This is a genomic window from Lysinibacter sp. HNR, assembly GCF_029760935.1.
In the GTDB taxonomy this organism is placed as follows: domain Bacteria; phylum Actinomycetota; class Actinomycetes; order Actinomycetales; family Microbacteriaceae; genus HNR.
Genome location: NZ_CP121684.1, coordinates 1,379,662 through 1,401,140 on the forward strand (window position 1 = coordinate 1,379,662; position 21,479 = coordinate 1,401,140).

Sequence of the window (21,479 nt, forward strand, 5' to 3'; positions counted from 1 at the left end):
CAGCCAGCATACGCAGGAATTTTTCTTGGTCTGGTGTCACCTCGAGAGCAATTTCTGTCCAATCGTCACACCCCAGAAGGCCAATAAGGACGGGCTTTTTAGTGTCGTTCATGATTCCTCCCGGTGTGCGCATGGCTGGGGGAGGAGGGCAGCCACCTTATTCAGAGACCCCTTGATCATGACCATGCGGAGATCGAGGCGACCGGCGGCAATAGAGGCAGACGAAGATCCCAGTACTGCCGCAGCGTCCTGACATCTATCGCAGCGCGTTTTGACCGTATCGGCAAGGTCTTCGACTTGTCGAGCCAGACGGGATACGAGGGCATCTACCCTCAAGATATACTCTTCGAGAGTCATTAGAAATCGTCCTCTACACCCCACCCCTCAGGGGCACTCTTTGGTGGTAGCACATCAGACGCGTACATCAATGATTCCGGGTCATACCTGCCATTCGATAACGCCACGTCCGCATAGGTTTTGTCGTTGTATTCACGTGTTTTTACCGAGAGCAGCCCGCTGAATTTTGCTTTGTCTCCGACATTAAGACCGTGACCCTCACCAAGCCACACAGTGAGACGCTGTGTGTACTCCACTCCGGTACGTGACGTAGACACCTCCTCTACAGCCACTCCTTTAAGCCCTACGAGGCGAACAACCGTCGCCGCACTAGTTTGTACCTGCGCCATTTTTTAGCTCCTTAAATTGGATTCTGGGATATTGAGAGTGGGAGACCACGGACGCGAAATCGCCCGCGCAAACTTGCCCTCCCACTTGAGGGTCACGTCGCCCCGTTCACCGTGACGATTTTTAGCGACAATAAGTTTGATATCGTTCGGGGCTTTCTTCTCTTCGCGGTGCAGGAGAATCACCAAGTCGGCATCCTGCTCAATAGATCCCGACTCACGCAGATCAGCCAATTGTGGCTCACCTGATTTACGTCCCTCCACCGCACGATTAAGCTGCGAGAGAGCGATGACAGGAACCCCAAGATCACCCGACAGGATTTTCAGCGCCCGAGAGAACCCGGACACCTCCTGTTGTCGGGACTCTTCACGTTTGCCAGAGGTCATCAGCTGCATATAATCGACCACGAATCCTTTGAGGTCACCGCGACGAGCGAGAGATCGAGCATAGGATTTCACCTGTGTGATGGTTTCTAGATCATCAGCTACAGCAATGCGCGTTTTTTCGAGCTTTGCACCCAGCGGCGCGAGCATTTGCCAATGTGTCGGCATCATTTCGTTATTCATCAGCGATTGCATCGGAACCCGCGCAGTCTGCGCAATCAAACGCTTTTGCAGATCAGCCTCAGACATTTCGAGACTCACATACCCGACCGTGCCGGTCTCTGCCATCGCTGCCGCAATTTGCAAACTCAAAGCGGTTTTACCGATGCCCGGGCGGGCACCCACAATTGTGAGCGTGCCCTCACGCATCCCGCCGATAATGCGGTTCAGATCTACCCACGGTGTTTCCACAAAGCGCGGTTTTTCCTCTAGCGATTTATACAGGGCAGAAAGAGACTCGCCAATCATGCGAATTTCGCGCTTGGTGGAGCGTGATACGTCATCCACCAGGCCCCGCGCCCGCTCCACTAGCTCCGCCGGGGTACCCTCAGCGTCCCTCACTAGCTCGGCTATGCCTGATGCTGCCTGCGCCAGGCGACGAAGCTCAGCACGGTCACGCACAATATCTGCGTAGTACCCTGCGTTTGCAGCAGACGGGGTTATCTCCACGAGCTGATGGAGATACGCCGCCTCTACCACCCCCGTAGCACCAGTAGCCCGTAGATGATCAAAAACCGCAATCGGATCAGTCGGTGAACCCGCAGTCGCCAAAGCCACAATCGCCGCCGCAATCTGCTCGTGCCGCACCTCATAAAAATCTCCCGGCTGAACAACTTCCATCACCTCCCACACAGCCGATTTTGAGAGCATCATGCCGCCCAGTGCTGATTGCTCGGCCTCACGGTCATACTGGGCCTCACTCACTAATCTCACCCCGAATCTTCACGCCGAAACGCTGCTCAAGAGCTTCTTCAGTCAGCCCCTCAAAAATCGCTTGCTGCCAATCCGTGAGGCTGATCCCAGCAGCCTCCAACCATTTGTCGCGCTCCTCTCGCATCCGCTCAGCAGTCACATCACGCGCGGTAATCTCAGAAAACTCCGACACCAGAACCACCACATCCGCAGGCATAATCGGAAACCGCGACCGCTTGTAATGCTCCACAACCGCCCGCTCCGCCAACGCATAATCAAGATCACCAACCACCAAAGCCCACGCCCTGACCTGAACCTCGGTGTACTCACGCCGGTCAAAACTCTGCGCCAACGCCAATAGCTGCGCGACCTGCGAGACCTTCAAGGCGCTCCTCCTCCCTGAAACGCTCCACCAAACTCAAAGCATTCATACGTGACTGTGACGGCTCCGGCTCATCACCCCACCGATCCTGACTCAGCCACGTCGAAGGATGCGGAATAAATCTTTTCTCACGCGGCAAATTAGGATCAGCCGCATAACGCTTCACACCTGCCATCACCAGATCAAGACCAACCCGCGCCACAGCTTTTTCAAACTGCTTAAGAGCAGCAGCTTTCCCTACCTTTCTCGGATAGGTCGCCCAAAAAACATCAAACGCTGTTAAAGAGTCTTTGGGTTCATTTGGGTTAATGTGGGTTACCCCGTCAATGACGCCACTTTTTATACCGTCATTGTCGCCTAGGGTCGGCGCGAATGACGTGTTGGATTCTCCTACGCGACAATCTGACGGGTAGGACAAAATCAGTAAATATCGATCACTCGTCCGATACCCATCAGGGGTCTTCCTCTTCTCCCGAACCAGCGCCCCTAACTCCTCCAAAATTTGAAGCCGACGCTGTACCGTACGAACCGATAACCCAGTCATACCAGCCAGCCGCTCTTGCCCCGGAAAACACGAATTTCGCTCATCCGCCATATCAGCAAGAGCCAACAAAAGGAGCTTGTCCGATACCTGTAACCCTTCAACTTCCCAAGCCCAATTCAACGCTTTTATACTCACGCCGCATCCCTCCATTCCAAATACTCTTCGCCATAAACCGCGATCATCATCCGCCCCGCTTCCCTCAGCGAAATCGGCACCCGAGTAACACCAATAAGCTGAAACCAACCCGCCGGATAATAAACCGGCACCGAAGCCGCCGTAAAAGAGCCGATATTCCGGCGAACTTTCCACCCGTACCGCAACGCTTTTCGCTGCAAGCCCCCCTCAAAAAGCGCATTACACAGCGCACAAGCCGTAACACCATCCACCTCTAACGGCCGCCTTTTTGTACCGCCCATACCGACCGCTTGACGATGCTGAAAAGTCAACCCGTCAAATGCCAGACATGCTACACACCGGTGACGATCACGCAAGTAAACGTTTTGCCGCACAGTCCTAGTCGGGGCGCTCATCTCCGCCTCCTCCCAATCCTGATAAATTCCTTGTCACCTCTCACGATGACTATCTGCCGCCCGTCCCACTCCCACGGCCAAATCACAAACCACTTCACGAGTCCTCACCCCCTCCAATGCGCTGAAACTCCAAGGTTTCGCTGGGCCACATGACCCCACAACACCCGCACATAACCGACTTTGACGCGCTGAGAAGAACCTTCGTATCGGACAAACACGAGTCGCATACACTCGCGACAATCCGGCACACGCTAGGGCACAAGACGATGTACCACATCGCCATGCCAGTACACCCAGGAGTAAACAGCAAGCACTCAACCTTTGGTTCAAAATCAAGCTCATTAAGAACCTTCTGCTGCTCAGTCATTAGACTCAACACCTCTCTACGCTCGACGCGACCCCGCCAATTGATACGTAACCTCAACCTGCTTACTCTGCGTCTGCACAGCAGACTTTCGTGACTCCACCAAATCCGCACAGCTTTTCGCATACCGGTACGCAATATCCGCAATCTCAGCCGCCTCGCGCTCCTCATGCGTTGCTAGCAATACTGCTGCAGCACGCGCCGCCGCCGTGCCCGTTAACCCCTGACTTGCTAACGCTTCCGCTTTAGCGAGTTCGCGTTTTGCTGTAGTGCGAGTCCAATCAGCCTCATGCAAAATTAGAACGTTTTGCCCCGCGAGATACACCAACTCATCCAGATCTTGAATGATCGAATCCGGGGTTTTGATAGTGCCAGGCTCAGGCGGTTTTTTAGTAGCCTTCTCACGTATCCACGAAGCCCACTGCTCAATCTCCTCAGGGGCTTTTACCGGGCGCTCGGCCATTAGATAATCTCCTCACCCTCGTAAAGAACCTCACCCGTAGCCTCATCAACCACACCCGTACCAGGCTCTCGTACCGGCCACTCCGTGACAGGCTCCACCACAGTCTCCGGCTCCTGAGTAACCTCCGGCGCAGCGGTCTCGACCAGTTTTTGCTTAAGCTCACGCAAAAAAACGTTCAGGGTTTTGCCCGTCTCATCCACTGGATAATCCAACTCGCCCGCCATCTGCGCCCGCTCAAAAATTGGTCGTAGCTCATCCACCGTGGTACACGCCGTACCCTGACCTACCCAATCCTCAGAAAAAGTCTTCGGAGCAGCTTCTACAGCAGCAGGCGGCACATGAGGTTGTGCAGACTTCACCTTGCTCACCTGCTGCATCTCCTCAGTCCCATAAATACCACTCAAATCTTGCGGAAACGCCTTGCGTAACGCGAGCATTTCCGTACATTTTGCGAGCTGATTAGAGGGGTTCGTCAGCCACTGACCAGTCGGTTTAGCCTGCCCGCTACGATCTCTCGGCACATACCCTGCATATGTCGCTACCGCATACAACGGCTCGTCAAACCCGTCACGGCGCACACCAACCCGTGCAGCAGCAGGCGGCGTAGACTCATCAAGCCACACATCCACCCACACCACCCCGTCCGCTGTCCACTGCACCGGAGTCTGACCCCGATACTGATTTGACCGCTCCGCAATCAGCCTGAAACCGTCAATGCTCGCCTGAATACCCCACTTACCACCCCGCTCAATGCAATAAATCTGACGAGCCACCGGATCAAGCTGAGTGCGCCGACACTGAAAAAGAAACGCCTCAACCGTCGCTCGGGGAGCCTCAAACCTCTCCTTCTCCCACCGCCCGTTCTTCTGCACGTTCTTCCAGCCACGCAACCCGATCGACTCCATTAGAGCCAACTCGCTAGGAGTCCACGTCTGCGCGTCCCCACTCGCAGGGAGGAGTTCTATTGCTGTACTACCCATTGCTCTTACCCTTCTGCCTCGTAATCGTCAGACGCGCTTTTGTAGGCGCACCCGGCGACACTGTCGTATACTCTTTGGCTTTCTCAGCCCACTGGTCATGTACCGCAGAGAGCGCAGCATTAGCCGCATCTACCGCCGCCTGGGCCTGCTCCATACGCGCCCACAACTCCGGCTCGTCCTCACGAAGGGCAACCTCATCAACCTCTGTGACATCTGTCGGTACAGACGGCGACCATGTGAATTTGATCCCTTCCATAACCTCAGAAAAATCCTCAGTCACGTGCGAAAACAGCGCCTCCGCCGCTTGGTGAGCAGTCTCTTTTTCACGCTTCGCGGCAGACTCAGCGGCTAAAGCGTCAGCTCTCACCGTTCCCAGTCGCACCAATTCGACCTGCTGCTCCGACGAGAACACCGGAGCCTCTTGCATACCAACCTCAGCCAGTTTCTTATCCAGGCGGCCCAGTGTACGGTCAGCAGCCGCAATCATTTTCTCTAGCTCAACCTCAAGCTGTGGAGTCAAATCAATCCACTCAAATTGGAGATACAAAACCTCCGGCCCGTACTCGCCCCACGCCGACGGATTATCCATCGGGCGCAAATGCCACCGGGAGAAATTATTGTCATGTACCTCCCACGCATACAGCACACGCCGGGCACCCGTGCAATACATCTGCCAGAGCATTTGCCAGAGATAGCCAGCCCGGTCAAACGCAGTAGCACCGGGCGAAACATCATTTTTCGAGGTCTTAATCTCCCCGATAAAGACAGCCTCATCAAAATCAATACCGATCATGTCCGGTGTCGCCGCGTGACGAGAATTTTTCTCTGCATGAATCAAATCCCCGCACAGAGTCAGCCCAAAAGCCTCAAGCTGTGCAGCGATAAAAGGCTCTCTATACGTACCCCACTCGGTGTACTGATTACCCGTAAAGCTCTGCTCGCCCGTGACCTTCTCCCGCACGATTCGCGCCTTCTCAGCCGAAGAACCCGTATGCAAAACTTTCGCCTCAGTCGCCGTAATCACACCCCGACGAGCCTCCAACCACGCAGCCCGATCACTGTCATTACCCAGCACACGAACCTTCAAATCCACCAATGCCTGAGCCTCACACACAGCAGTCATTACTCCTCATCCTCCTCAAAATCAAGCGCGGGTATATCAAGCTCAGTAGGCGGCTCCGGTTCCCGAAGCACCTCACCGCCCCGAACGCCACACGCTTCTTCAAGAAGATCCCGCGCTACCACAGCAGCCTCACCCGTCAGTGGCTCAATATGGCGGAATTTCATCGTCGCCGTGCGCTCCTGCTTCGTGTCATCGTGCTTGAATCCGTGACGCTCAATAACCACCACCGCCACTACCGCCTCCGGTGTGGGATCTTCCAGCCACTCCTCAGTGAGAGTGGCCATCCCGTTCTGTGCCTCGGCAGGAACCTGACCCGAAATACTGATACCCATTTTTCTTACCCTTTCAATACCGGCCACGACGCTTTGTCGTAGGCCGTTTTTTGCTTTTCACTGAGAACCCCATCCAGAGGATGCCCCAACCAACGTGCGCCCATACTGGCCAAAACCAGTGCGTCCGCCACGTTGTCATCCGGGATAGCAACCCCCGGAAATCTCTCCTTCATCGCAGCAACCACCTGAGGCTTTTTCGCCGCACCATTCCCCGTGGCATACATCGCCCGATGAGGAGGAAGAACCGCCCCCACCGCCCCCCGTACCAATAGCTGATCCACCAAAAACCAGTAGAGGCCCACGCGGTCATTATGTGAGCCAAGTTGGCTTTTCGGGGTCGGTGCCTCAAGCACGAACAAATCTGCTTTAGATGGCACCGCATCAAGGATTCGTCTCGCCTGTATACGCAACCGCCGTCGCACCGAAGCGATGTCTTTCCCCATCGCCGCCGACTGGGCGCGAGTGGTTTTCACCGCACGGCGATCAAGATCAATCACCGCAATCCCCGTACATAACAGGGAAGGATCTATCCCCACGACAATCACGCCGACTCTTCTCCTCGATGAGCAACCCACGACCCAAAAACCAAAACCACACCCACCAGCGAAAGCCCATCAAAAACCCCAGAACCACGCGCCACCACAGCACCAGCCACAAAAACAGCCGCCACCATCAACCCCACCGACCACCTCACGATGCCCCCTCCAACGCTTTATCGATGACGCTAAAAAGCCGCTCATACACCTCGTCCACGATGGGGCGATCCTCCTCGATATACGCCATAACCCGCACCCACAGGCCCCGAATCAACTCCTGACGATGCAACGGAGGAGTGCCATACGTTTCCTCATACCCCGCACGAACCGCCCTAGAAAACGGCCCAATCGCCTTCGCGAGACGCGACCCCTCATAGCCTCTAGCCTCCAAATACGCCACCAAATCGAGCGGTTTTAGAGTCGCCCGGTCAAGAACCTGGGTAGCCCTAAAAGTGGCCTCTGTCGGTGTAATCAGCCCCCTATCCAGGGCGTGACGAATCTCCGCCAGACGCTCCAGCGCAAAAGAATTATTCACAATAATCTGCCTTTCAAAACCTGTTTTTGGGTATAGCGTCGCTAACCCCATGCGGAACAAAGGGGTAAGAAATCGCCGCTATTTTGCTGTACTCAGAGACAGCTACGAGTCGTGGTGCTCCTCTAACGGGACATACCACACCTCAGTAACATCCCCCAGACATCTCTTATGGGTGAGCCTCCCGCCCTCCCTGACAATCTGCTCTGCACGAGTCACCTCTTTTAGAGCGCACGAGCGACACCCGACGGCAATTACAGGACAAAAACAGTCCGCTTTTACGATGTGTGTCGCATGATTTTCACAGGGTGGATAATCACACGGTAGCTCCGCCTCAAAATCCAGAGACTCAAGAACCCCTGTATCCTCAACTGTCTGTGTCATTAGAATTCCTTCCCCTAATGCTTAGTCACGGGTAGTGCTACCGCACCTCAAACCACAGCGACAAAAACAGCGCTGCGGCAGCTATCGCACCCACCACGAGCACGACCAACACAGCCTTTTCAGAAACCTTCATGATCACTCCTCTCTTGACTTCTATTCGCGCGCCATTGAACCATCTGCCGTAGATGGCTCCATCTAGGCAGTTCATCTAGTACCCACCGGATCAACTCTGGTAGTACCGTGGCAGCCATAAACCCCACGCCAAACAGTAAAACAATCAGCCAATAATCCAACGCGATCACATCCCTTAATATGCGGCACTACTGCCCCTGTGTAATACCTCGATATCGTCCAATGCAAACAAAAAATGCTCCATTTACGACCGCTAAAGTATGGGATATGACTACAGAAGCACTCGGTGACTACGCATGGGCTGTTTTAGGTGTGGCCTCTACCGTGTCCGCAATCGTTGCCTCGTTCATTACCGTCCTTGTCACGCTTTGGCTACGAAAACGTGATCGGCCTGAACCAGATTGGATATTCACTTCCCTAGAAATACACAAAAATACAGCGTTACAGCAGCACCTTGCGTCACATCACGAGAGAAAAGACCCCGACCTTATGCTCATATTTACCAACGCTGGTGACGGACAAGCCTTTCAACTCTCTCTCGAAGGAATTGGATGTGATACCGAACTCTTTATCCCAGACAACACTGATGTTCGTGGATTCAGATTCTCCATGACTCTTGCACGTGTGCAACCACAGGAAGACTTTAGTGTTTTTATTTGGTTTCATCCACTCCACACGAAAGATCAGATAGGGGTGAAACTTCGGTGGCTACTTCCACCAACGCGCCACGGTCATTACGTCGAAAAATTGATCCTGTTGCATGATCCAGCAGGAAAAGAACATCTGACCCGGCAAGTACCTCACCGGTTTTCTCACCTTCTAAGACTATTTTCCTCATTCCGCGTAAAGACCCGTCATACAAAATAGCCGTCGAGTCATACACCATATCCTGCCGTGAAGCCACAGAGTACCTCAGACTAGACCGGTAAGGTTCCCCGATGTGTGAGTCGTGTCGATCGAGCACTATCACGAAAGCAGCAATGACCGGCATAAGTACACCGAACATTATGACGATGACGATGACGATGACGATGATCCATTCCATAGGTATTACCCTTTCCCTCTTATAAAAGCTGCACTACTGCTGCTGCGCGACGCTGGGAATCGAACCCAGGCAACCCCAAAACCGGCTCGCCGCTATTGCTGTCAATCCAGGGCACTCTCACCCCCTGTCAATCCAGCTACAAGACATACAGCGACCTAGCTGCACTCCTGCTCGCACTCCCCACCAGGCCCGGTACCTGACCAAACTCCTCGCGTACCTCTATACGCTCGAATGGCCGTGTGACGACTCCACCGCATTACTGCATGAGGAAGTGTGCCGCCGTATATAAACCTGGAAGGTTAGCCCTGTGGAATTATCAAAAAGCATGCGCCGTGAAGGCTTGGTGCCTGTGGCCGATCTGCGAGCGCACCACAGGCTGAGGTTTTAGATAGTGCTGTAGCTAGCCCCTAGCGATGCCAGGGGAAGAAAAGGGGGTGGTTTAGCGGGTTATGACCTTACGAAACCGCGCCAGAATCGCCGCCACACAGAGGGACGAGACGAACCAGACGAGACGATAGAAATAGCTGCTGTGGCTGGAACCGGTGGCTCCGCAGCCTGTGATAGTCCTATAGCTGACATTTCTGCTACGGTCTCAGGCTCTAGACGAGACCCAACACTGTCACTCATGATGCCCTCCTCTTCATCGGAGTAACGTTTTGCCTACACGGACACACCACACCATCCAGCCACGCGTCATAACACTCCGGCTTGATAGAGCGATGACCACCCTTGACAGGGGCACCACCCTTCGATGGCTGAGTCGCATGAAGACTACGAGCAGAAATCGCACGATTCACCGTACTCAACGATTTTCCCGACTCACGTACCACATCAGCTACAGTCATACGTGACACAATTCTTGCCTCAGATATAGTTGTCATAGACATAATTTCCGCCTTCTTTCAAGGGGTTGTGTCTGGCCCGGTGTTGCAGCACCGGGCTTTTGAGTTTTGAGAGTGTGTTGAAGGGTCCCCGCCCACACTCCCGGAAGAAGAAACAGGAGCGGGCGGGGTATCTCCTACACTGGTATCAACATCACGAGTCACTACCTCGTGATCATCCAGTGAAGGAGAAGAACAATGGCTCTTGAAGAGACCACCAACGATGCGCTTATCGAGATCCAGAAGAGCCTGCTGGAGATCACAAAGCCTCTTGTAGAGATCAAGGTGCAAACAATGGTGACGCCCAGGGGTGACACTGGACTCGACAGGGATACGCTTGACCTGGCCATCGACAGCATCATTAATCTGACTCGCCAAGTCGGCAAGCTCAGCCTGACGTTTGCGAGACATATATCGGATAACCGCACCCTTGACATCCTCGACAGCGAGATCGACGAATAATCCAAAACTGTCTGATCCCTCTCGAAGCTTCTCCCTGACGGCGCGTTCCTCTTGCAGATGCTTCGCGTAGATATCTTTGGCTTCATCGTCAGAAACGAAACGCTTACCCCCTAACTCGCTCTGGCTATCAGCGAGCTTGCGAGGGCGCTCCTCGAAATTGATCGCAAGCTTTAACTCTGCCTCATACTCATCTACTATTGATCGAAGCGCACTAACATACCGGTCTACACCATGAACTGCAGCAGTACTAATATGCTTAATATCTGCCTCAAGTACATCCCGAGGAACTGCATACGTGCCAGCTAACCGTTTATCAAGACGCGCATTCACGACAGATCACTCCCACCATTGGTCTCAGGAGCTTTCTTGCCTTTGCCGAGGTGCCTCAAGATATATTTAGCAGCAATTTCAGCAAAAGAACTAGCGGAAACCTCCCCGCTCTCATCAGGAAATATGTGAAACCGGGGGACGAACTCTGGGATCTCATCAACGCCAGTTCCCTGCGAGACGAGGTTAGACGACTGGACGAGACCAACAATCTCGACTGAAGCACTACCTATCTCGATGCGCAACACACCGTCTTTGTTGCTCATGCCGTTACTCCCACTAGCTTGAGGTGCGCCTGAGAGCCAAAACGCTTTGCAATTGCGGGCACCGCGAACTGACGTACATATAGGGTCTGTCGCACCTGCCCGTTATGATGACGCGGGGCGTTATGTTGGGGGCGTAGCTGGAACTTGTCCTTATGCTCAGCGTGTGCGCGATACTCGTAAACCGGCTCTAACTGTCCCTTGGCGTTGCTCCACCGCTGACCCAAATCCAGGCGATAGATCCACCCGGCTTGAATTAGCGCCTCGCGTAACTCTTTCTCACCCAGCGCAACCTGAGCCGCCGCAACACGAACCGTAATTACGTCATCGGATTCAGAGACGTACTGGTCGTGGTACTCGACTTTGGGGGCATCTGCGGCAATTTGAGCCGCCTGGGCCTTGATTGTTTTATCGGCCTCCAGTACCGCGAGCGCAAGAAGCTCAGAACCGGTTGGAACAGTAGGCGCAACGCTGTAGGAGCCGGTTTTGCGAATCTGGGGAATCACTTCGTGCGTGATCCAGCGCTTGAATGCCTTTGCTTCAGCTTTACGTGATCCCAGAACGAGGGCGTAAAGTCCATATTCAGAGATGTAGTTCACGGGGCGACCCTCATTTGAAATGAGGGTTACATCTTCAGTCTCAAGTCGAGTTAATGCTTGGGACGGGTTTCCAACCTCAAGCACCCGACATACGTCGGCCGCCATGAACCACGGCTCGTCATTAACCTCTATAACCCGCACCTGGTGTGAGTTGTAATTGAATGGTATTATCTGATTAGACATATTGATTTCCTTCATTGTCTGGCCCCTGTTGTAACCAGGGGCTTTTTCTTTTCTCGGTAATGCGGCAATTCGAAAGCCCTCACGATGCGATCTTTTCAACGCTCTTCTCGAGGTTCGCCGAGTTAATAATGATTTGCGGCTCTATCTCCAAAAATTCCGCTATTTTATCTATCTCCTCAAAAGTGAAGGGCTTGTCTCCCTTTAATCGTGAGTAGACAGCATTCCGACTTACTCCTAGTACGGACACAAGGTCGCTTCCAGAGCGGTCTCGTCTATGCAACTCCGCTTTTACCGCGCCTGGGATACGTGCGCTTAGCGTTCGGGGTTCGTTCTTCATGATCAATATAGTACCTAACTAGGTACACTATTGCAACCCAACTAGGTACACTCTTTTCAAAACGTTCCTAATTGGGTACACTGTACCTATGCGTGAAATTAAGAGAGCCGAAGGAGCGCCGAGCGCTTTCAGCATGAGTGTGATCGCCATGGTGGACGATGCCGTAGGAAGATCCGGCATTCCCGTAAAAAAAATCTTAGAAACTGCCGAAATGAGCAGGAATTACTACTACAAAAGATTGCGCGGAGAGGCTAGCTTCACCACCACAGACGTGGACAAGATAGCCAAAGCCTTAGGTATCGATCCCTTCGATCTACTCTCTGAGGCTTCAGTCCGGCGCAAGTGAATCAAATGTCGAGGCTGCTCTTTGTGTTGAGTACTTTGAGGCAACCCTTCTCGTTGCTTGGATTTTGTTTTTATTTTTCTCATATGGTGTCCTTTAGGGAGCGTTGATCTGATCATGGATATTCAAATAACGAAAACTAGCTGGAGCGATTGGCTCCACGAAGAACTGTCTGCTCGAAACTGGAGACAGGCCGACTTGGTAAGGGAGTCTGAGGGGCACATTAAACGCGACAGGGTTAGTAAATGGCTGGCGGGGAAAGAGCAGCCTAGCTACAGAATGGCTGCTGTTGTAGCTGACGTACTAGAGATTCCTTTCGATGAAGTGTTGCGCGTCGCTGGATACGGACTCATCCCCAGTAACTCATCCGATACTCAGAAATCCGCCGACTGGTGGGAATATGTGAAGAAAGTGGCTCCCAGTGACTCATCTTCAGATATAGCTCGAAAAGTGAACATCGACAGATCAGCAGTGACCCGATGGAGTCAAGGGGCGGGGGTTGCCCCCAAGGTTGCTGTGCAATTTGCTCACAAATATAACCGCCCCGTGGTCGAAGCCCTACTTGCTAGTGGGCTACTCAATGAGAGCGATGTGGCGGACCCGTCAATAGACCTAAAAGGCGCTAGCAACCAAGAGCTAGTGAATGAACTGGCGGATCGATTGGAAAAAACTCAACCTGCGATCAACAAAAGCAAGAGTTCTCCATGAGATCATTCCCCAACAGAGAACCTTGAAGACTAACAAGAATTTATGCAAGAAGACCCGTAAAGAATTAGGCAAGTGGCTCATAAAGCGTTCCTTCGCAAAAGAGTTTCAACAATGAATAAAAACAGAATATTAAAGTCTGATTGGAACTTAAAGATTCCGATTGGAGTTTTGTAGGATGCAAACAAACATAACCGCTCAGATTTGAAACTAAAATACCCACATGGACAAAAAAGAGTTAATGCAAGCCACCGCAGAGGCGCTAAGAATCGCAAATGCCCGCAAACGAAAAACCTATGAAGAAATTGCACTCGACAGCGGGCTATCCCTCTCAACTGTCTCTCGGCTCTTCCGAGGAGCCCGTGTAATCGATGTCGAGCAGATCCACGGAATCGCTTTAGCTTTAGATTTACATCCGGCATACCTCAGTGAGCAAATATTTTCTCTTCTCTTAGAGAGAAATGGCGAAAGTAACGCCCCAGAGCACAGAACATACCCTGGAAGCCAAGTGATCAACGCAACAAAAACAACGAGAAAATCTACGCAAACGATTCAGACCGCAGCCATGCGCGCCGAAGACATGCTAGGTCTCTAAAGTGAGTATTCTTTACACAATTGCACCACTAGCTCTAGGGATCGCGACCATTCTTCGGCTTCGATTATGGAATTCTAGACCTAAAACACGTGCGCTAACAGTTACCCTTGGTTCACTGGCTATTTCAATTACCGCACGTATGCCTTTCCTCGGCGATGATATTATCAACCCTGCCATCCATAAACTTACTGGTCTTGCAAACACAAGTGAGATTATCTCCCACACCTTCGTTATCGTTGGCGCGACCGGGCTTGCAATTATTGGCTCGCGAATGGCCGGGAAAACCTCAGCAAAACCATTCATTATCGCAGGGACAGCAATAGCACTGGTAATGATTCTTGTCTATCTCGCGTCAGACGCTTCAGTGGTTGAAACCCCTGACCTCACCTCTCTTGGTGGGCGCGGAGTTCTCATCTATTGGCTACTCTTCTCTGGCGGTCTCGGGATGGGCGTAATCGGCATCTGGTACGGAGCGCACGAAGCGCTCAAAGACGTTCTTAGTAGACACACCCGTATCGCTTTGCGTTTCCTGATCGTCGGCTCAATATTCGCACTCTTGTACCTGGGGTACAAGCTCATCTATCTCGCGTGGGATCTTGCCTCAATACCAGCCTTGAATGAATCCTACCTAACAATTTCATGGATTCTTGTGGGTGCGAGCCTTGTTGCATACGCCATCTCGGGCGGATTCGAGGGAGTTTTTCGCCTTCGCCAAAAATGGCTAAATCGAACCCATAAAAAGAGATAGGAACCTCTGATGCTCATAGTCGGTATTCTTCTTGCGACAAGCTCCATAATTACGGCTTTACTCGGGAACTTTCTCTTAAGCTTGTCGCTTGTGGCGTTTGCTCTAAGCCTTTTATTCAACTCCAGGGTTTTCTACGCTCGTATTGATCGATTTTTTGGCGGTAAAAACCGTGTCTACCTCGCAGTTCAGCTTTTTTTTCTTTTTGGGATGTTCTTTCTTAAGGCAACCTTTTTCAAACCGGGCCTTCTTGATATCCTTTTCGCACTAGTAGCAATTACTCTGATCCTTGTTTTCTTTAGTGCCTCAGACACGCCACAAACATTTCGGCGCGTAGAACCCTATCGAAAGCAAAGAGCAGTCATTGCCTACACTCAAACACTGAATCTCTATGCAGCCGCAGTAGCCGCCACCACAATAGGCAATTTGCTCACGCCACCCCCTACCCCCGGACAAATCATTCTATCTATTGGACTGCTTCTTGGTATTGTCACAGTCGTAGTCCGCTTCCTTGCTGAGGCTGTCCTGCGTTCTAGACCGCCTATCTTTCGAAAGATAGACAAAGCTCTCATACCCACCACAATGCTTCTGATCGCAGTCGGAGCTTTCCTCGTGGGAATAAGTCACATCTGAAAGGAACCCGGACTATGGCATGGGCTGAGAAGCTTCCCTCCGGTAAATACCGGGGCGGTTACCGCACCCCCGGCGGCAAGCGTAAATTCACTAGCGAGCGGTTTAGCAAAAAAGCCGAGGCGGAACGTGCCGCCGCCGCCCTTGAGGATGCGAGCCGAAAGCCCGGATGGCGAGACCCAAAATTAGGTTTCATTACGTGGGGGGAGTGGTACGCAGAGTGGCAAAAAGCCCGTGTCATAGAAAACAACACCGTCGCCAATGAGCAGAGCATGATCGACACGTGGATTATGCCCCACTGGGAAAACAAACCTCTAGCCGAAATTCGTAGACACGACGTACAGGTATGGGCAAATGTAATACGGGAAACCAATCGAAATTTCAACCCTGACGGCACTCTAAACGAGAAGAACCCCAAATACCCCGCAACGTCCTCTGTGCGTCGCTACCTCAACGTTTTTGTCTCATCGCTGTCAGCGGCTGTACACGCCGAGCTAATCGACTCCAACCCTGCGCTTAATATCAAACTGCCGCCCATGCCACCCGCACGAAAAGTTTTCCTCACGCATTCGCAATATGCAGCTATAGCGGGCCACATTGAGAGTAGCGCCGACCGTGCGGTCACTGACTGGCTCGTCGGCACCGGTGCTAGATGGGGCGAAATGGCCGGGATGCACGAAGCCCTATTCAACCCTGAAACCTCACTAGCCCGGCTGAGCGAGACGTGGGATGGCACAGAGATAAAACCCTACACAAAAGGCGTTAGGGAGCGCGACGTACCCGTTTTGGAGTGGGTACTTGAGTACCACACCCCCAGTAATCTCAAAACGTGCGGAGAGCGTCATCGTACGGGGGAGTGCCCCGGCCCCCTGATGTTCCCTTCGAAAAGTGGCAAGCCTCGTGATGATCGTAATTTCACGCGGGATGTATGGAAGCCAGCAGTGCAAGCGGCAGGCCTTCAAGAGCTGGGGCCAACCCTCAACGACTTGCGCCACACCTACGCCTCCTGGCTCATCCAGGCCGGAGTCCCCATTGAAAGAGTCTCCGAGCTGCTGGGTCATGCCTCGCTGCAAACCACACAAATCTACGCACATTTGAAACCCGTCGAGCTGAGCGACGTACAGGATGCCCTCCCTGTACCCACTGAAATTGTGCCCCCGGTCAGGCTCGCCCCAGTGACCGAATTGCGCCCTCACAGAGCCTCACAATAAAAGTTTGCCACTTATTTGCCACTTATTACAGAACAGCAAATAAAAGTCGTTCTGTGTTTTTCTGGTCTTATCAGGTGTTTTACTGGTGGGCGATACCGGACTCGAACCGATGGCCTCTTCCGTGTGAAGGAAGCGCGCTACCAACTGCGCCAATCGCCCTGAAGTGTAGCGTGTGTCATGCTACGACCACCAGCTTATCGATTCATCGCCGGGTGTGGAAATCGGCCCTATAGTGAGGGTGCGGGTGCCAGGTTACTGTCGAGCACACGGTTCAATTCCTGAGACTCTGCTCCGAGGGCAATGAGTTTCTGTCGCAGCTCATTGTACTTTGATACGTCGCTCTCTAGCGTCGTGCGCTCTGCCTCGAGAGCGTCGGCGCGGGAGAGGAGCCTGTTGCGCTCAGATTGAAACTCTGCCTGTGAAGAGAAGCTGCCGGATTGCGCACGATCGTTAAACGCGGCGATGGTCGCGTTGAGTGTGGTGATCGACTCTTCGTAACTTTGCCGGCGGGACTCGATGGAATCTCCGAGCGAGCGCATTTGCGCTTCGATTTCTTGTGCCTGTGATTGTAAGGAGGTGAACGCGCTGTGGTAGGAGTTAAAGAGATCGAGGATTATCTGTCGATTCGTAAAATAGGTGGCATAGTGTTCTTCGAGTTCCGCCGAGAGTCCCGATACCTCGGTTCCGAGAACTGAGTGGAGCTCATTAACGAATTGAGCCTCGGTGAGCTGATCATACACGGCCATGCGCTCTTTGATCTCGGGTTTTTCCGCACCGATACGTTCGTACTCGCTGAGGAGTATCCGGTTGAGATCTTCTTTCTCCGCGTCTGAGAGCCTAGAGTAAGCGGCATGGAGGAGTTCGTGCGCGGCGGTAACCTCAACTACGCCGTTTAAACGCTCGTCATCAATTTTAAAAAGGTGAATATTCTCACCGGTAAAGCAACCGAGCACGTGACCGCCATCGCCGTGGTTGACGTTGGAACACTGTTCGTTGAACAGCTGGCTTGACTCAAGGGTTGGCGAGGAGGCTAAAAAAACGAACTCTCCACGATCCGTGAGATTGAGGCGATCTTTTACCTCAACAACCTCGCTTGAGGGGGTAAAGGTCCACACGGTAACTTGATCGGTGATGTATTGGCGGTTAATATAACCCAGCAGTGCAATCGCGGCGACGGCGATAACTGCGATAAAAGCAATGATTCGGCCGCGTTTTCTTCGTGAACCCTCAGTCATGGTTCTTTCATTATGTCGGATTGCCCCGTGAAAACGCGCAAAAAGCATGAGTTTCAAGAAATACCCTCGGGGATTTTGTATCGTGGCCGTTCTTCGTATAGAGTTTTCAAGTACCCGAAATACGGGAAACGCGGATGTGGCGCAGCTGGTAGCGCATCACCTTGCCAAGGTGAGGGTCGCGAGTTCGAATCTCGTCATCCGCTCGAGTGAGTTCAGTAAACCAACTGAGCCGCTGGTGGAGTTCCACGATGGTGGCGTGGCCGAGAGGCTAGGCAGCGGCCTGCAAAGCCGTCCACACGGGTTCGAATCCCGTCGCCACCTCCACTCACTCGCAAGATGGGCGATTGGCGCAGTGGTAGCGCGCTTCCCTGACACGGAAGAGGTCGCTGGTTCGAACCCAGTATCGCCCACCCTATAGTTCTTAGTAGAACCCGCGACATTGGTTGTGGGGAGTGTGTTGAAGGGGCTGTCGAGGATTGCGGTGGCTTTTTCGTCTTCGTTGATGTAGATGCGGTGGAAGAACGCTTGGTTTGCGAGGCGTTTGACGTGATTGCTTGAGCGTTTGTACATGTGCTTGCTATTGGTGAGTAGTTTCAGTGCCTCGTGAAGGTTTCGGCGTGTGCTGTGGTGGTTTTCCTGTGCGCTATCGAGGCGGTTGTTGATGTTGATCAGGCCGGTGCGGATGCGGGTCTGGTGGTGCGTGAGGGTTTCGAGGTCGATGGCATCGGCGAAATGGGCGGTGAGGAGTTTCTCGCTTTCTTTTTGTAGTCGCGCGCGGGTGGCCGTCAATTCGGTGAGTTCTTGGTTGCGTGTGGTGAGGTGCTTATCGATGGCGTCGTTGATCTGGGGGTCTGGTGCACGTGTAGGTGACAGCGTTGTCAGGCAGCACCAAAAGAGACGCGGTTTTCTTCATAGGTCTTATTACAGATGACTGAGGCGTGAGGGGTTTCGTGTCACAAAAATACGTGTGATGCGTCCGTTCTCTGCCGTGCCAACTTGAAATGTGGCGGTGACAACATCATCTTTGCGAACTAGCAAAGAGAGCAGACCGTTGAGTTCAGTAAATTCGGGAATTGAATCCTGGTTTTTGTTCGCGATTCCCAGTAGAAATCGTGCAACGTTATTGGCCCCAATGACGGGTCGGCGGGCGGCCGAAACTTGTCCTCCGCTATCCGTAATGAGGACGACTTCTGGTGCGAGCAGGGAGACGAGCGACTGGACATCACCCGACTGTGTGGTGTGTAAAAAACGTTGAACAACGGCGGAGTGTTCCTCGGGGCTAACGGTGAAGTTGGTATGACTAGATTGAATCTGTCTTCGGGCCCGATGAATGATCTGGCGAGTTGTCGGCTGTGATTGCCCGATGGTTTCTGCAATGGTGGCGTAATCAAAATCGAAAACATCGTGCAGTAGAAACACGGCACGATCTCGAGGCGAGAGCTTTTGCAGAACCACCAGGAGTGCTGTCGAAACAGATTCTGCCGCGAGAACCGAATCTTCGGGGTTATAGGCTGACAAACCTGTTGCAGGAAAAACCATCGTGTGGGGTAGGTCGTCGGAAGGTACTGTTGTGTGAGACGGTTGGCAGGGTACCCAGTTCGTGGGTAGCGGGTCGGGAAGCCAGGGCCCAATATAGGTTTCTCGACGGTTGCGGATTGATCGCATGAGATTAAGGGCTTGGTTGGTAGCGATTTTTGCCAGATACGAGCGTGGATTGTTTATAACATCCGGGGCAGATACCCAGGAAAGGTAGGTGTTTTGGGTAACATCTTCCGCATCCGCAACGGTGCCGACAATGTTATAAGCCAGTGAGAATATCAGTGATCTGTGCTCAGTGAAGAGAGCATCTTTATCAACGCGCGGTGAGGCCTGGTGCATAACCACTAACTTTCCTGTGCAGCTAGAGAATCGATGCGTGTCTGTGTGCCGTTACTGTGAGATTTCCCCCGGGGCCAGGAGTACGAGCGAAAACGTTTACCCTCAATCCGTAACTCACGAATGGTGTAGCGACAAATCTGCTCCTTGAACACGGCAGCGAGGCGGCCGGAGAGAAAAGCTTTTCGGGGAGTATCATCCCCTCGTACAAACTGAATCACTGCATCTCTGCGCCCCAGGCTAATGCATTGAAATACATAACCGTGGGTGTGGGCGGTGAGTGGAGCGCCTTGTAGGCTCGCCAGAATATTTTCTGCCGCGTGGCTTCCAAGAGGCATCGCCGTTGCGCACCCCGGTCTGAGGTGGCGATAATTTTCGGTGTGGATGACCGCGGCATCACCTATCCCAAAAATCTGAGGGTGCTCGCGCACCCTCAGGGTGTGATCAACAACAAGACGGTTCTGTGAGTCGATAGGAAGGCCGCTTGTGGCGGCAAGCTTTGGGTACGTAAAGCCAACACAGCGAACGTGGTGCTCCGCCTCTGGGACGATCATGGTATTTTCGTGAATTTCGACCCGCAGTTTACGCAGCCCGTAACGAATTCGTGCGCGTGCCCGGGGTGATACTCCGGGGGCTAGTGCTCCGGTGCTGTGCAGAATTACCCTGAGACGGGGATGGCTCTCGGCCAACTCTGCAGCAGTTTCAATGCCCGTTAGGCCGCCACCGGCAACGAGTACTCGGGTTCCGGCTGGCAAGTTCGGGGCGAGGGAACGGATGCTGCTGGCTGACTCATAGTTCGCCGTGGATTGTTGATCAGGGGTAGGGTCCACCGTTTCACTCCCCACCGCATAGATCAGGGAATCAAAAGGGAGTGTGAGGCCGCTATTGAGGGACACGGTGTTCTCCCTGCCCTCTGTAACGTGAATCATCTCTGCGGTTCCCTGCACGATGCGTACCGCGGGATTCAATAATTTTCCAAACGGGATGGTTACGGACTCTCTGCTTCCCGCGGCGTATTCATGGAGCCGAATCCTTTCGACAAAATTGCTGCGGGTGCTCACAAGCGTTATCGTGAGTCGAGGGTACCGGTGTGGAGCGTCTTGGCTTGAGGCGAGTCGATTTGCCGTCATCACACCGGCATAACCGGCACCAATGATGACAACGTGATGCGAGTGTAAAGATTGTTTTTTCATCATATTCATGAGACACCCGAAGCGCTATTTTTGTGACACACAAATGTGGTTAGTGAGGAGGAGAATATCGGTTACGAAGCGAGAGGGGGGCTCATGCCGAGTGCAGGGGAGTTTCGAGTGCTGCACGCACAAGCGTCAGTGCGTTCTCCGGGGTGATACCTAAGCGCCGAATTTCGTCGGAAAAAGCTGCTGCGGCTCGCTGTGCTTCTTGTTGCACGGGATCTCCATACGGTGAAACAAAGGTGCCGTTGCGTCCTCTGGTCTCAATTATGCCGCGCGCCTCAAGGTCGCGATAGGCGCGGGCAACCGTGTTGGGGGCTACCCCGAGGTCGTCTGCGAGTTTTCGAACGGTGGGGAGTCTGGTCTCAGCGGCCAGGGCGCCTGAGGAAATGAGCGCTATTATCTGCGTGCGAATTTGCTCAAAAGGAGGGGAAGTAGATGCCGAACTGATAGAAATGCGCATCAATGGTTCCTCCTGCTGGTTGCGGCTAATATGCGATCACCGGCACTTCACGATTCTGTGAGCTTCTTTTACCCTAACAGCAAAAATATGATTTCTGACAGGGGGT

General features: G+C 53.0%; 27 protein-coding genes and 4 tRNA genes. 12 read left to right on the forward strand and 19 right to left on the reverse strand.

The genetic code is table 11. The features are described from left to right. Positions 1–108: 108 nt before the first annotated feature. From FrondiHNR_RS06160 to FrondiHNR_RS06215, 12 genes are all read right to left on the reverse strand, one after another. The gene (locus FrondiHNR_RS06160; RefSeq protein ID WP_279354362.1) at positions 109–357 is read right to left on the reverse strand and encodes a hypothetical protein; all 249 of its coding nucleotides are present in this window, start codon (positions 355–357) and stop codon (positions 109–111) included. Continuing rightward, positions 357–686 carry a hypothetical protein gene (locus FrondiHNR_RS06165; RefSeq protein ID WP_279354363.1) on the reverse strand — a complete coding sequence of 110 codons (330 nt, stop codon included), beginning with the start codon at positions 684–686 and terminating at the stop codon, positions 357–359. Before FrondiHNR_RS06165 ends, FrondiHNR_RS06160 begins: the two co-directional genes overlap by 1 nt. Positions 687–689: 3 nt before the next feature. Next, positions 690–2,000: a replicative DNA helicase gene (locus tag FrondiHNR_RS06170; RefSeq protein ID WP_279354364.1), complete on the reverse strand. Its 1,311-nt coding sequence runs from the start codon at positions 1,998–2,000 to the stop codon at positions 690–692. Beyond that, on the reverse strand, positions 1,984–2,364 hold the full coding sequence (locus tag FrondiHNR_RS06175) for a hypothetical protein (RefSeq protein WP_279354365.1): 381 nt from the start codon (positions 2,362–2,364) through the stop codon (positions 1,984–1,986). Before FrondiHNR_RS06175 ends, FrondiHNR_RS06170 begins: the two co-directional genes overlap by 17 nt. Beyond that, positions 2,315–3,214 (reverse strand): helix-turn-helix domain-containing protein, encoded by a 900-nt coding sequence (locus tag FrondiHNR_RS06180; RefSeq protein WP_279354366.1) that lies wholly within the window; start codon positions 3,212–3,214, stop codon positions 2,315–2,317. Before FrondiHNR_RS06180 ends, FrondiHNR_RS06175 begins: the two co-directional genes overlap by 50 nt. 604 nt (positions 3,215–3,818) lie before the next feature. Then, positions 3,819–4,262, reverse strand: coding sequence for a hypothetical protein (locus tag FrondiHNR_RS06185; RefSeq protein WP_279354367.1), 444 nt, complete (start codon positions 4,260–4,262; stop codon positions 3,819–3,821). After that, the gene (locus FrondiHNR_RS06190; protein ID WP_279354368.1) at positions 4,262–5,242 is read right to left on the reverse strand and encodes a RecT family recombinase; all 981 of its coding nucleotides are present in this window, start codon (positions 5,240–5,242) and stop codon (positions 4,262–4,264) included. Before FrondiHNR_RS06190 ends, FrondiHNR_RS06185 begins: the two co-directional genes overlap by 1 nt. Then, positions 5,235–6,365, reverse strand: coding sequence for a YqaJ viral recombinase family protein (locus tag FrondiHNR_RS06195; RefSeq protein WP_279354369.1), 1,131 nt, complete (start codon positions 6,363–6,365; stop codon positions 5,235–5,237). The genes FrondiHNR_RS06190 and FrondiHNR_RS06195 overlap by 8 nt, the downstream gene beginning before the upstream one ends. Next, positions 6,365–6,697 carry a hypothetical protein gene (locus FrondiHNR_RS06200; RefSeq protein WP_279354370.1) on the reverse strand — a complete coding sequence of 111 codons (333 nt, stop codon included), beginning with the start codon at positions 6,695–6,697 and terminating at the stop codon, positions 6,365–6,367. Before FrondiHNR_RS06200 ends, FrondiHNR_RS06195 begins: the two co-directional genes overlap by 1 nt. A gap of 5 nt (positions 6,698–6,702) precedes the next feature. Then, complete coding sequence (locus tag FrondiHNR_RS06205) at positions 6,703–7,194, reverse strand: hypothetical protein (RefSeq protein ID WP_279354371.1); 492 nt, start codon at positions 7,192–7,194, stop codon at positions 6,703–6,705. Positions 7,195–7,238: 44 nt separating this feature from the next. Next, on the reverse strand, positions 7,239–7,391 hold the full coding sequence (locus FrondiHNR_RS06210) for a hypothetical protein (RefSeq protein WP_279354372.1): 153 nt from the start codon (positions 7,389–7,391) through the stop codon (positions 7,239–7,241). Next, a complete protein-coding gene (locus FrondiHNR_RS06215; RefSeq protein WP_279354373.1) occupies positions 7,388–7,768 on the reverse strand; it encodes a hypothetical protein in 381 nt (126 codons plus the stop codon). The genes FrondiHNR_RS06210 and FrondiHNR_RS06215 overlap by 4 nt, the downstream gene beginning before the upstream one ends. Before the next feature lie 780 nt (positions 7,769–8,548). On the opposite strand from FrondiHNR_RS06215, the gene FrondiHNR_RS06220 reads away from it, so the two are divergent. Beyond that, on the forward strand, positions 8,549–9,148 hold the full coding sequence (locus tag FrondiHNR_RS06220) for a hypothetical protein (RefSeq protein WP_279354374.1): 600 nt from the start codon (positions 8,549–8,551) through the stop codon (positions 9,146–9,148). 1,257 nt (positions 9,149–10,405) lie between these two features. Then, positions 10,406–10,669: a hypothetical protein gene (locus tag FrondiHNR_RS06225; protein ID WP_279354375.1), complete on the forward strand. Its 264-nt coding sequence runs from the start codon at positions 10,406–10,408 to the stop codon at positions 10,667–10,669. 326 nt (positions 10,670–10,995) lie between these two features. On the opposite strand, the gene FrondiHNR_RS06230 is transcribed toward FrondiHNR_RS06225, so the two are convergent. Both FrondiHNR_RS06230 and FrondiHNR_RS06235 read right to left on the reverse strand, forming a co-directional pair. Next, positions 10,996–11,262, reverse strand: a complete 267-nt coding sequence (locus tag FrondiHNR_RS06230) for a hypothetical protein (RefSeq protein WP_279354376.1) — start codon at positions 11,260–11,262, stop codon at positions 10,996–10,998. Continuing rightward, the gene (locus FrondiHNR_RS06235; RefSeq protein WP_279354377.1) at positions 11,259–12,041 is read right to left on the reverse strand and encodes a BRO family protein; all 783 of its coding nucleotides are present in this window, start codon (positions 12,039–12,041) and stop codon (positions 11,259–11,261) included. The genes FrondiHNR_RS06230 and FrondiHNR_RS06235 overlap by 4 nt, the downstream gene beginning before the upstream one ends. A 425-nt stretch (positions 12,042–12,466) precedes the next feature. On the opposite strand from FrondiHNR_RS06235, the gene FrondiHNR_RS06240 reads away from it, so the two are divergent. The 6 genes from FrondiHNR_RS06240 to FrondiHNR_RS06265 all read left to right on the forward strand — a co-directional run bounded on the left by FrondiHNR_RS06240 (position 12,467) and on the right by FrondiHNR_RS06265 (position 16,607). Further along, positions 12,467–12,724 (forward strand): helix-turn-helix transcriptional regulator, encoded by a 258-nt coding sequence (locus FrondiHNR_RS06240; RefSeq protein ID WP_279354378.1) that lies wholly within the window; start codon positions 12,467–12,469, stop codon positions 12,722–12,724. 57 nt (positions 12,725–12,781) lie between these two features. After that, complete coding sequence (locus tag FrondiHNR_RS06245; protein WP_279354379.1) at positions 12,782–13,429, forward strand: helix-turn-helix transcriptional regulator; 648 nt, start codon at positions 12,782–12,784, stop codon at positions 13,427–13,429. A 220-nt stretch (positions 13,430–13,649) separates the two neighbouring features. Next, on the forward strand, positions 13,650–14,021 hold the full coding sequence (locus tag FrondiHNR_RS06250) for a helix-turn-helix transcriptional regulator (RefSeq protein ID WP_279354380.1): 372 nt from the start codon (positions 13,650–13,652) through the stop codon (positions 14,019–14,021). A gap of 1 nt (position 14,022) precedes the next feature. Next, on the forward strand, positions 14,023–14,769 hold the full coding sequence (locus FrondiHNR_RS06255) for a hypothetical protein (protein WP_279354381.1): 747 nt from the start codon (positions 14,023–14,025) through the stop codon (positions 14,767–14,769). A 9-nt stretch (positions 14,770–14,778) separates the two neighbouring features. Further along, positions 14,779–15,399 carry a hypothetical protein gene (locus tag FrondiHNR_RS06260; protein WP_279354382.1) on the forward strand — a complete coding sequence of 207 codons (621 nt, stop codon included), beginning with the start codon at positions 14,779–14,781 and terminating at the stop codon, positions 15,397–15,399. A gap of 14 nt (positions 15,400–15,413) precedes the next feature. After that, positions 15,414–16,607 carry a tyrosine-type recombinase/integrase gene (locus FrondiHNR_RS06265; RefSeq protein WP_279354383.1) on the forward strand — a complete coding sequence of 398 codons (1,194 nt, stop codon included), beginning with the start codon at positions 15,414–15,416 and terminating at the stop codon, positions 16,605–16,607. A gap of 83 nt (positions 16,608–16,690) precedes the next feature. On the opposite strand, the gene FrondiHNR_RS06270 is transcribed toward FrondiHNR_RS06265, so the two are convergent. Together FrondiHNR_RS06270 and FrondiHNR_RS06275 are read right to left on the reverse strand one after the other, a co-directional pair. Beyond that, positions 16,691–16,766: transfer RNA gene (locus FrondiHNR_RS06270), tRNA-Val, on the reverse strand. A gap of 68 nt (positions 16,767–16,834) precedes the next feature. Beyond that, positions 16,835–17,842, reverse strand: a complete 1,008-nt coding sequence (locus tag FrondiHNR_RS06275; protein WP_279354384.1) for a hypothetical protein — start codon at positions 17,840–17,842, stop codon at positions 16,835–16,837. Positions 17,843–17,972: 130 nt separating this feature from the next. Here FrondiHNR_RS06275 and FrondiHNR_RS06280 point away from each other — a divergent pair. From FrondiHNR_RS06280 to FrondiHNR_RS06295, 4 genes are all read left to right on the forward strand, one after another. After that, positions 17,973–18,045: transfer RNA gene (locus FrondiHNR_RS06280), tRNA-Gly, on the forward strand. Between the two features lie 47 nt (positions 18,046–18,092). Then, positions 18,093–18,166, forward strand: a tRNA-Cys gene (locus tag FrondiHNR_RS06285). Between the two features lie 14 nt (positions 18,167–18,180). Next, positions 18,181–18,252: transfer RNA gene (locus FrondiHNR_RS06290), tRNA-Val, on the forward strand. 214 nt (positions 18,253–18,466) lie between these two features. Further along, positions 18,467–18,610 carry a hypothetical protein gene (locus tag FrondiHNR_RS06295; protein ID WP_279354386.1) on the forward strand — a complete coding sequence of 48 codons (144 nt, stop codon included), beginning with the start codon at positions 18,467–18,469 and terminating at the stop codon, positions 18,608–18,610. Positions 18,611–18,763: 153 nt separating this feature from the next. Here FrondiHNR_RS06295 and sigJ read toward each other — a convergent pair whose 3' ends face one another. The 3 genes from sigJ to FrondiHNR_RS06310 form a co-directional block, all read right to left on the reverse strand. Next, positions 18,764–19,720, reverse strand: coding sequence for an RNA polymerase sigma factor SigJ (gene sigJ, locus FrondiHNR_RS06300; protein WP_279354387.1), 957 nt, complete (start codon positions 19,718–19,720; stop codon positions 18,764–18,766). A gap of 5 nt (positions 19,721–19,725) precedes the next feature. Next, positions 19,726–20,910 carry an FAD-dependent oxidoreductase gene (locus tag FrondiHNR_RS06305; RefSeq protein WP_279354388.1) on the reverse strand — a complete coding sequence of 395 codons (1,185 nt, stop codon included), beginning with the start codon at positions 20,908–20,910 and terminating at the stop codon, positions 19,726–19,728. Between the two features lie 91 nt (positions 20,911–21,001). Next, entirely contained in the window at positions 21,002–21,373 is a 372-nt protein-coding gene (locus FrondiHNR_RS06310) for a GntR family transcriptional regulator (protein ID WP_279354389.1), read from the reverse strand. Positions 21,374–21,479 lie beyond the last annotated feature (106 nt).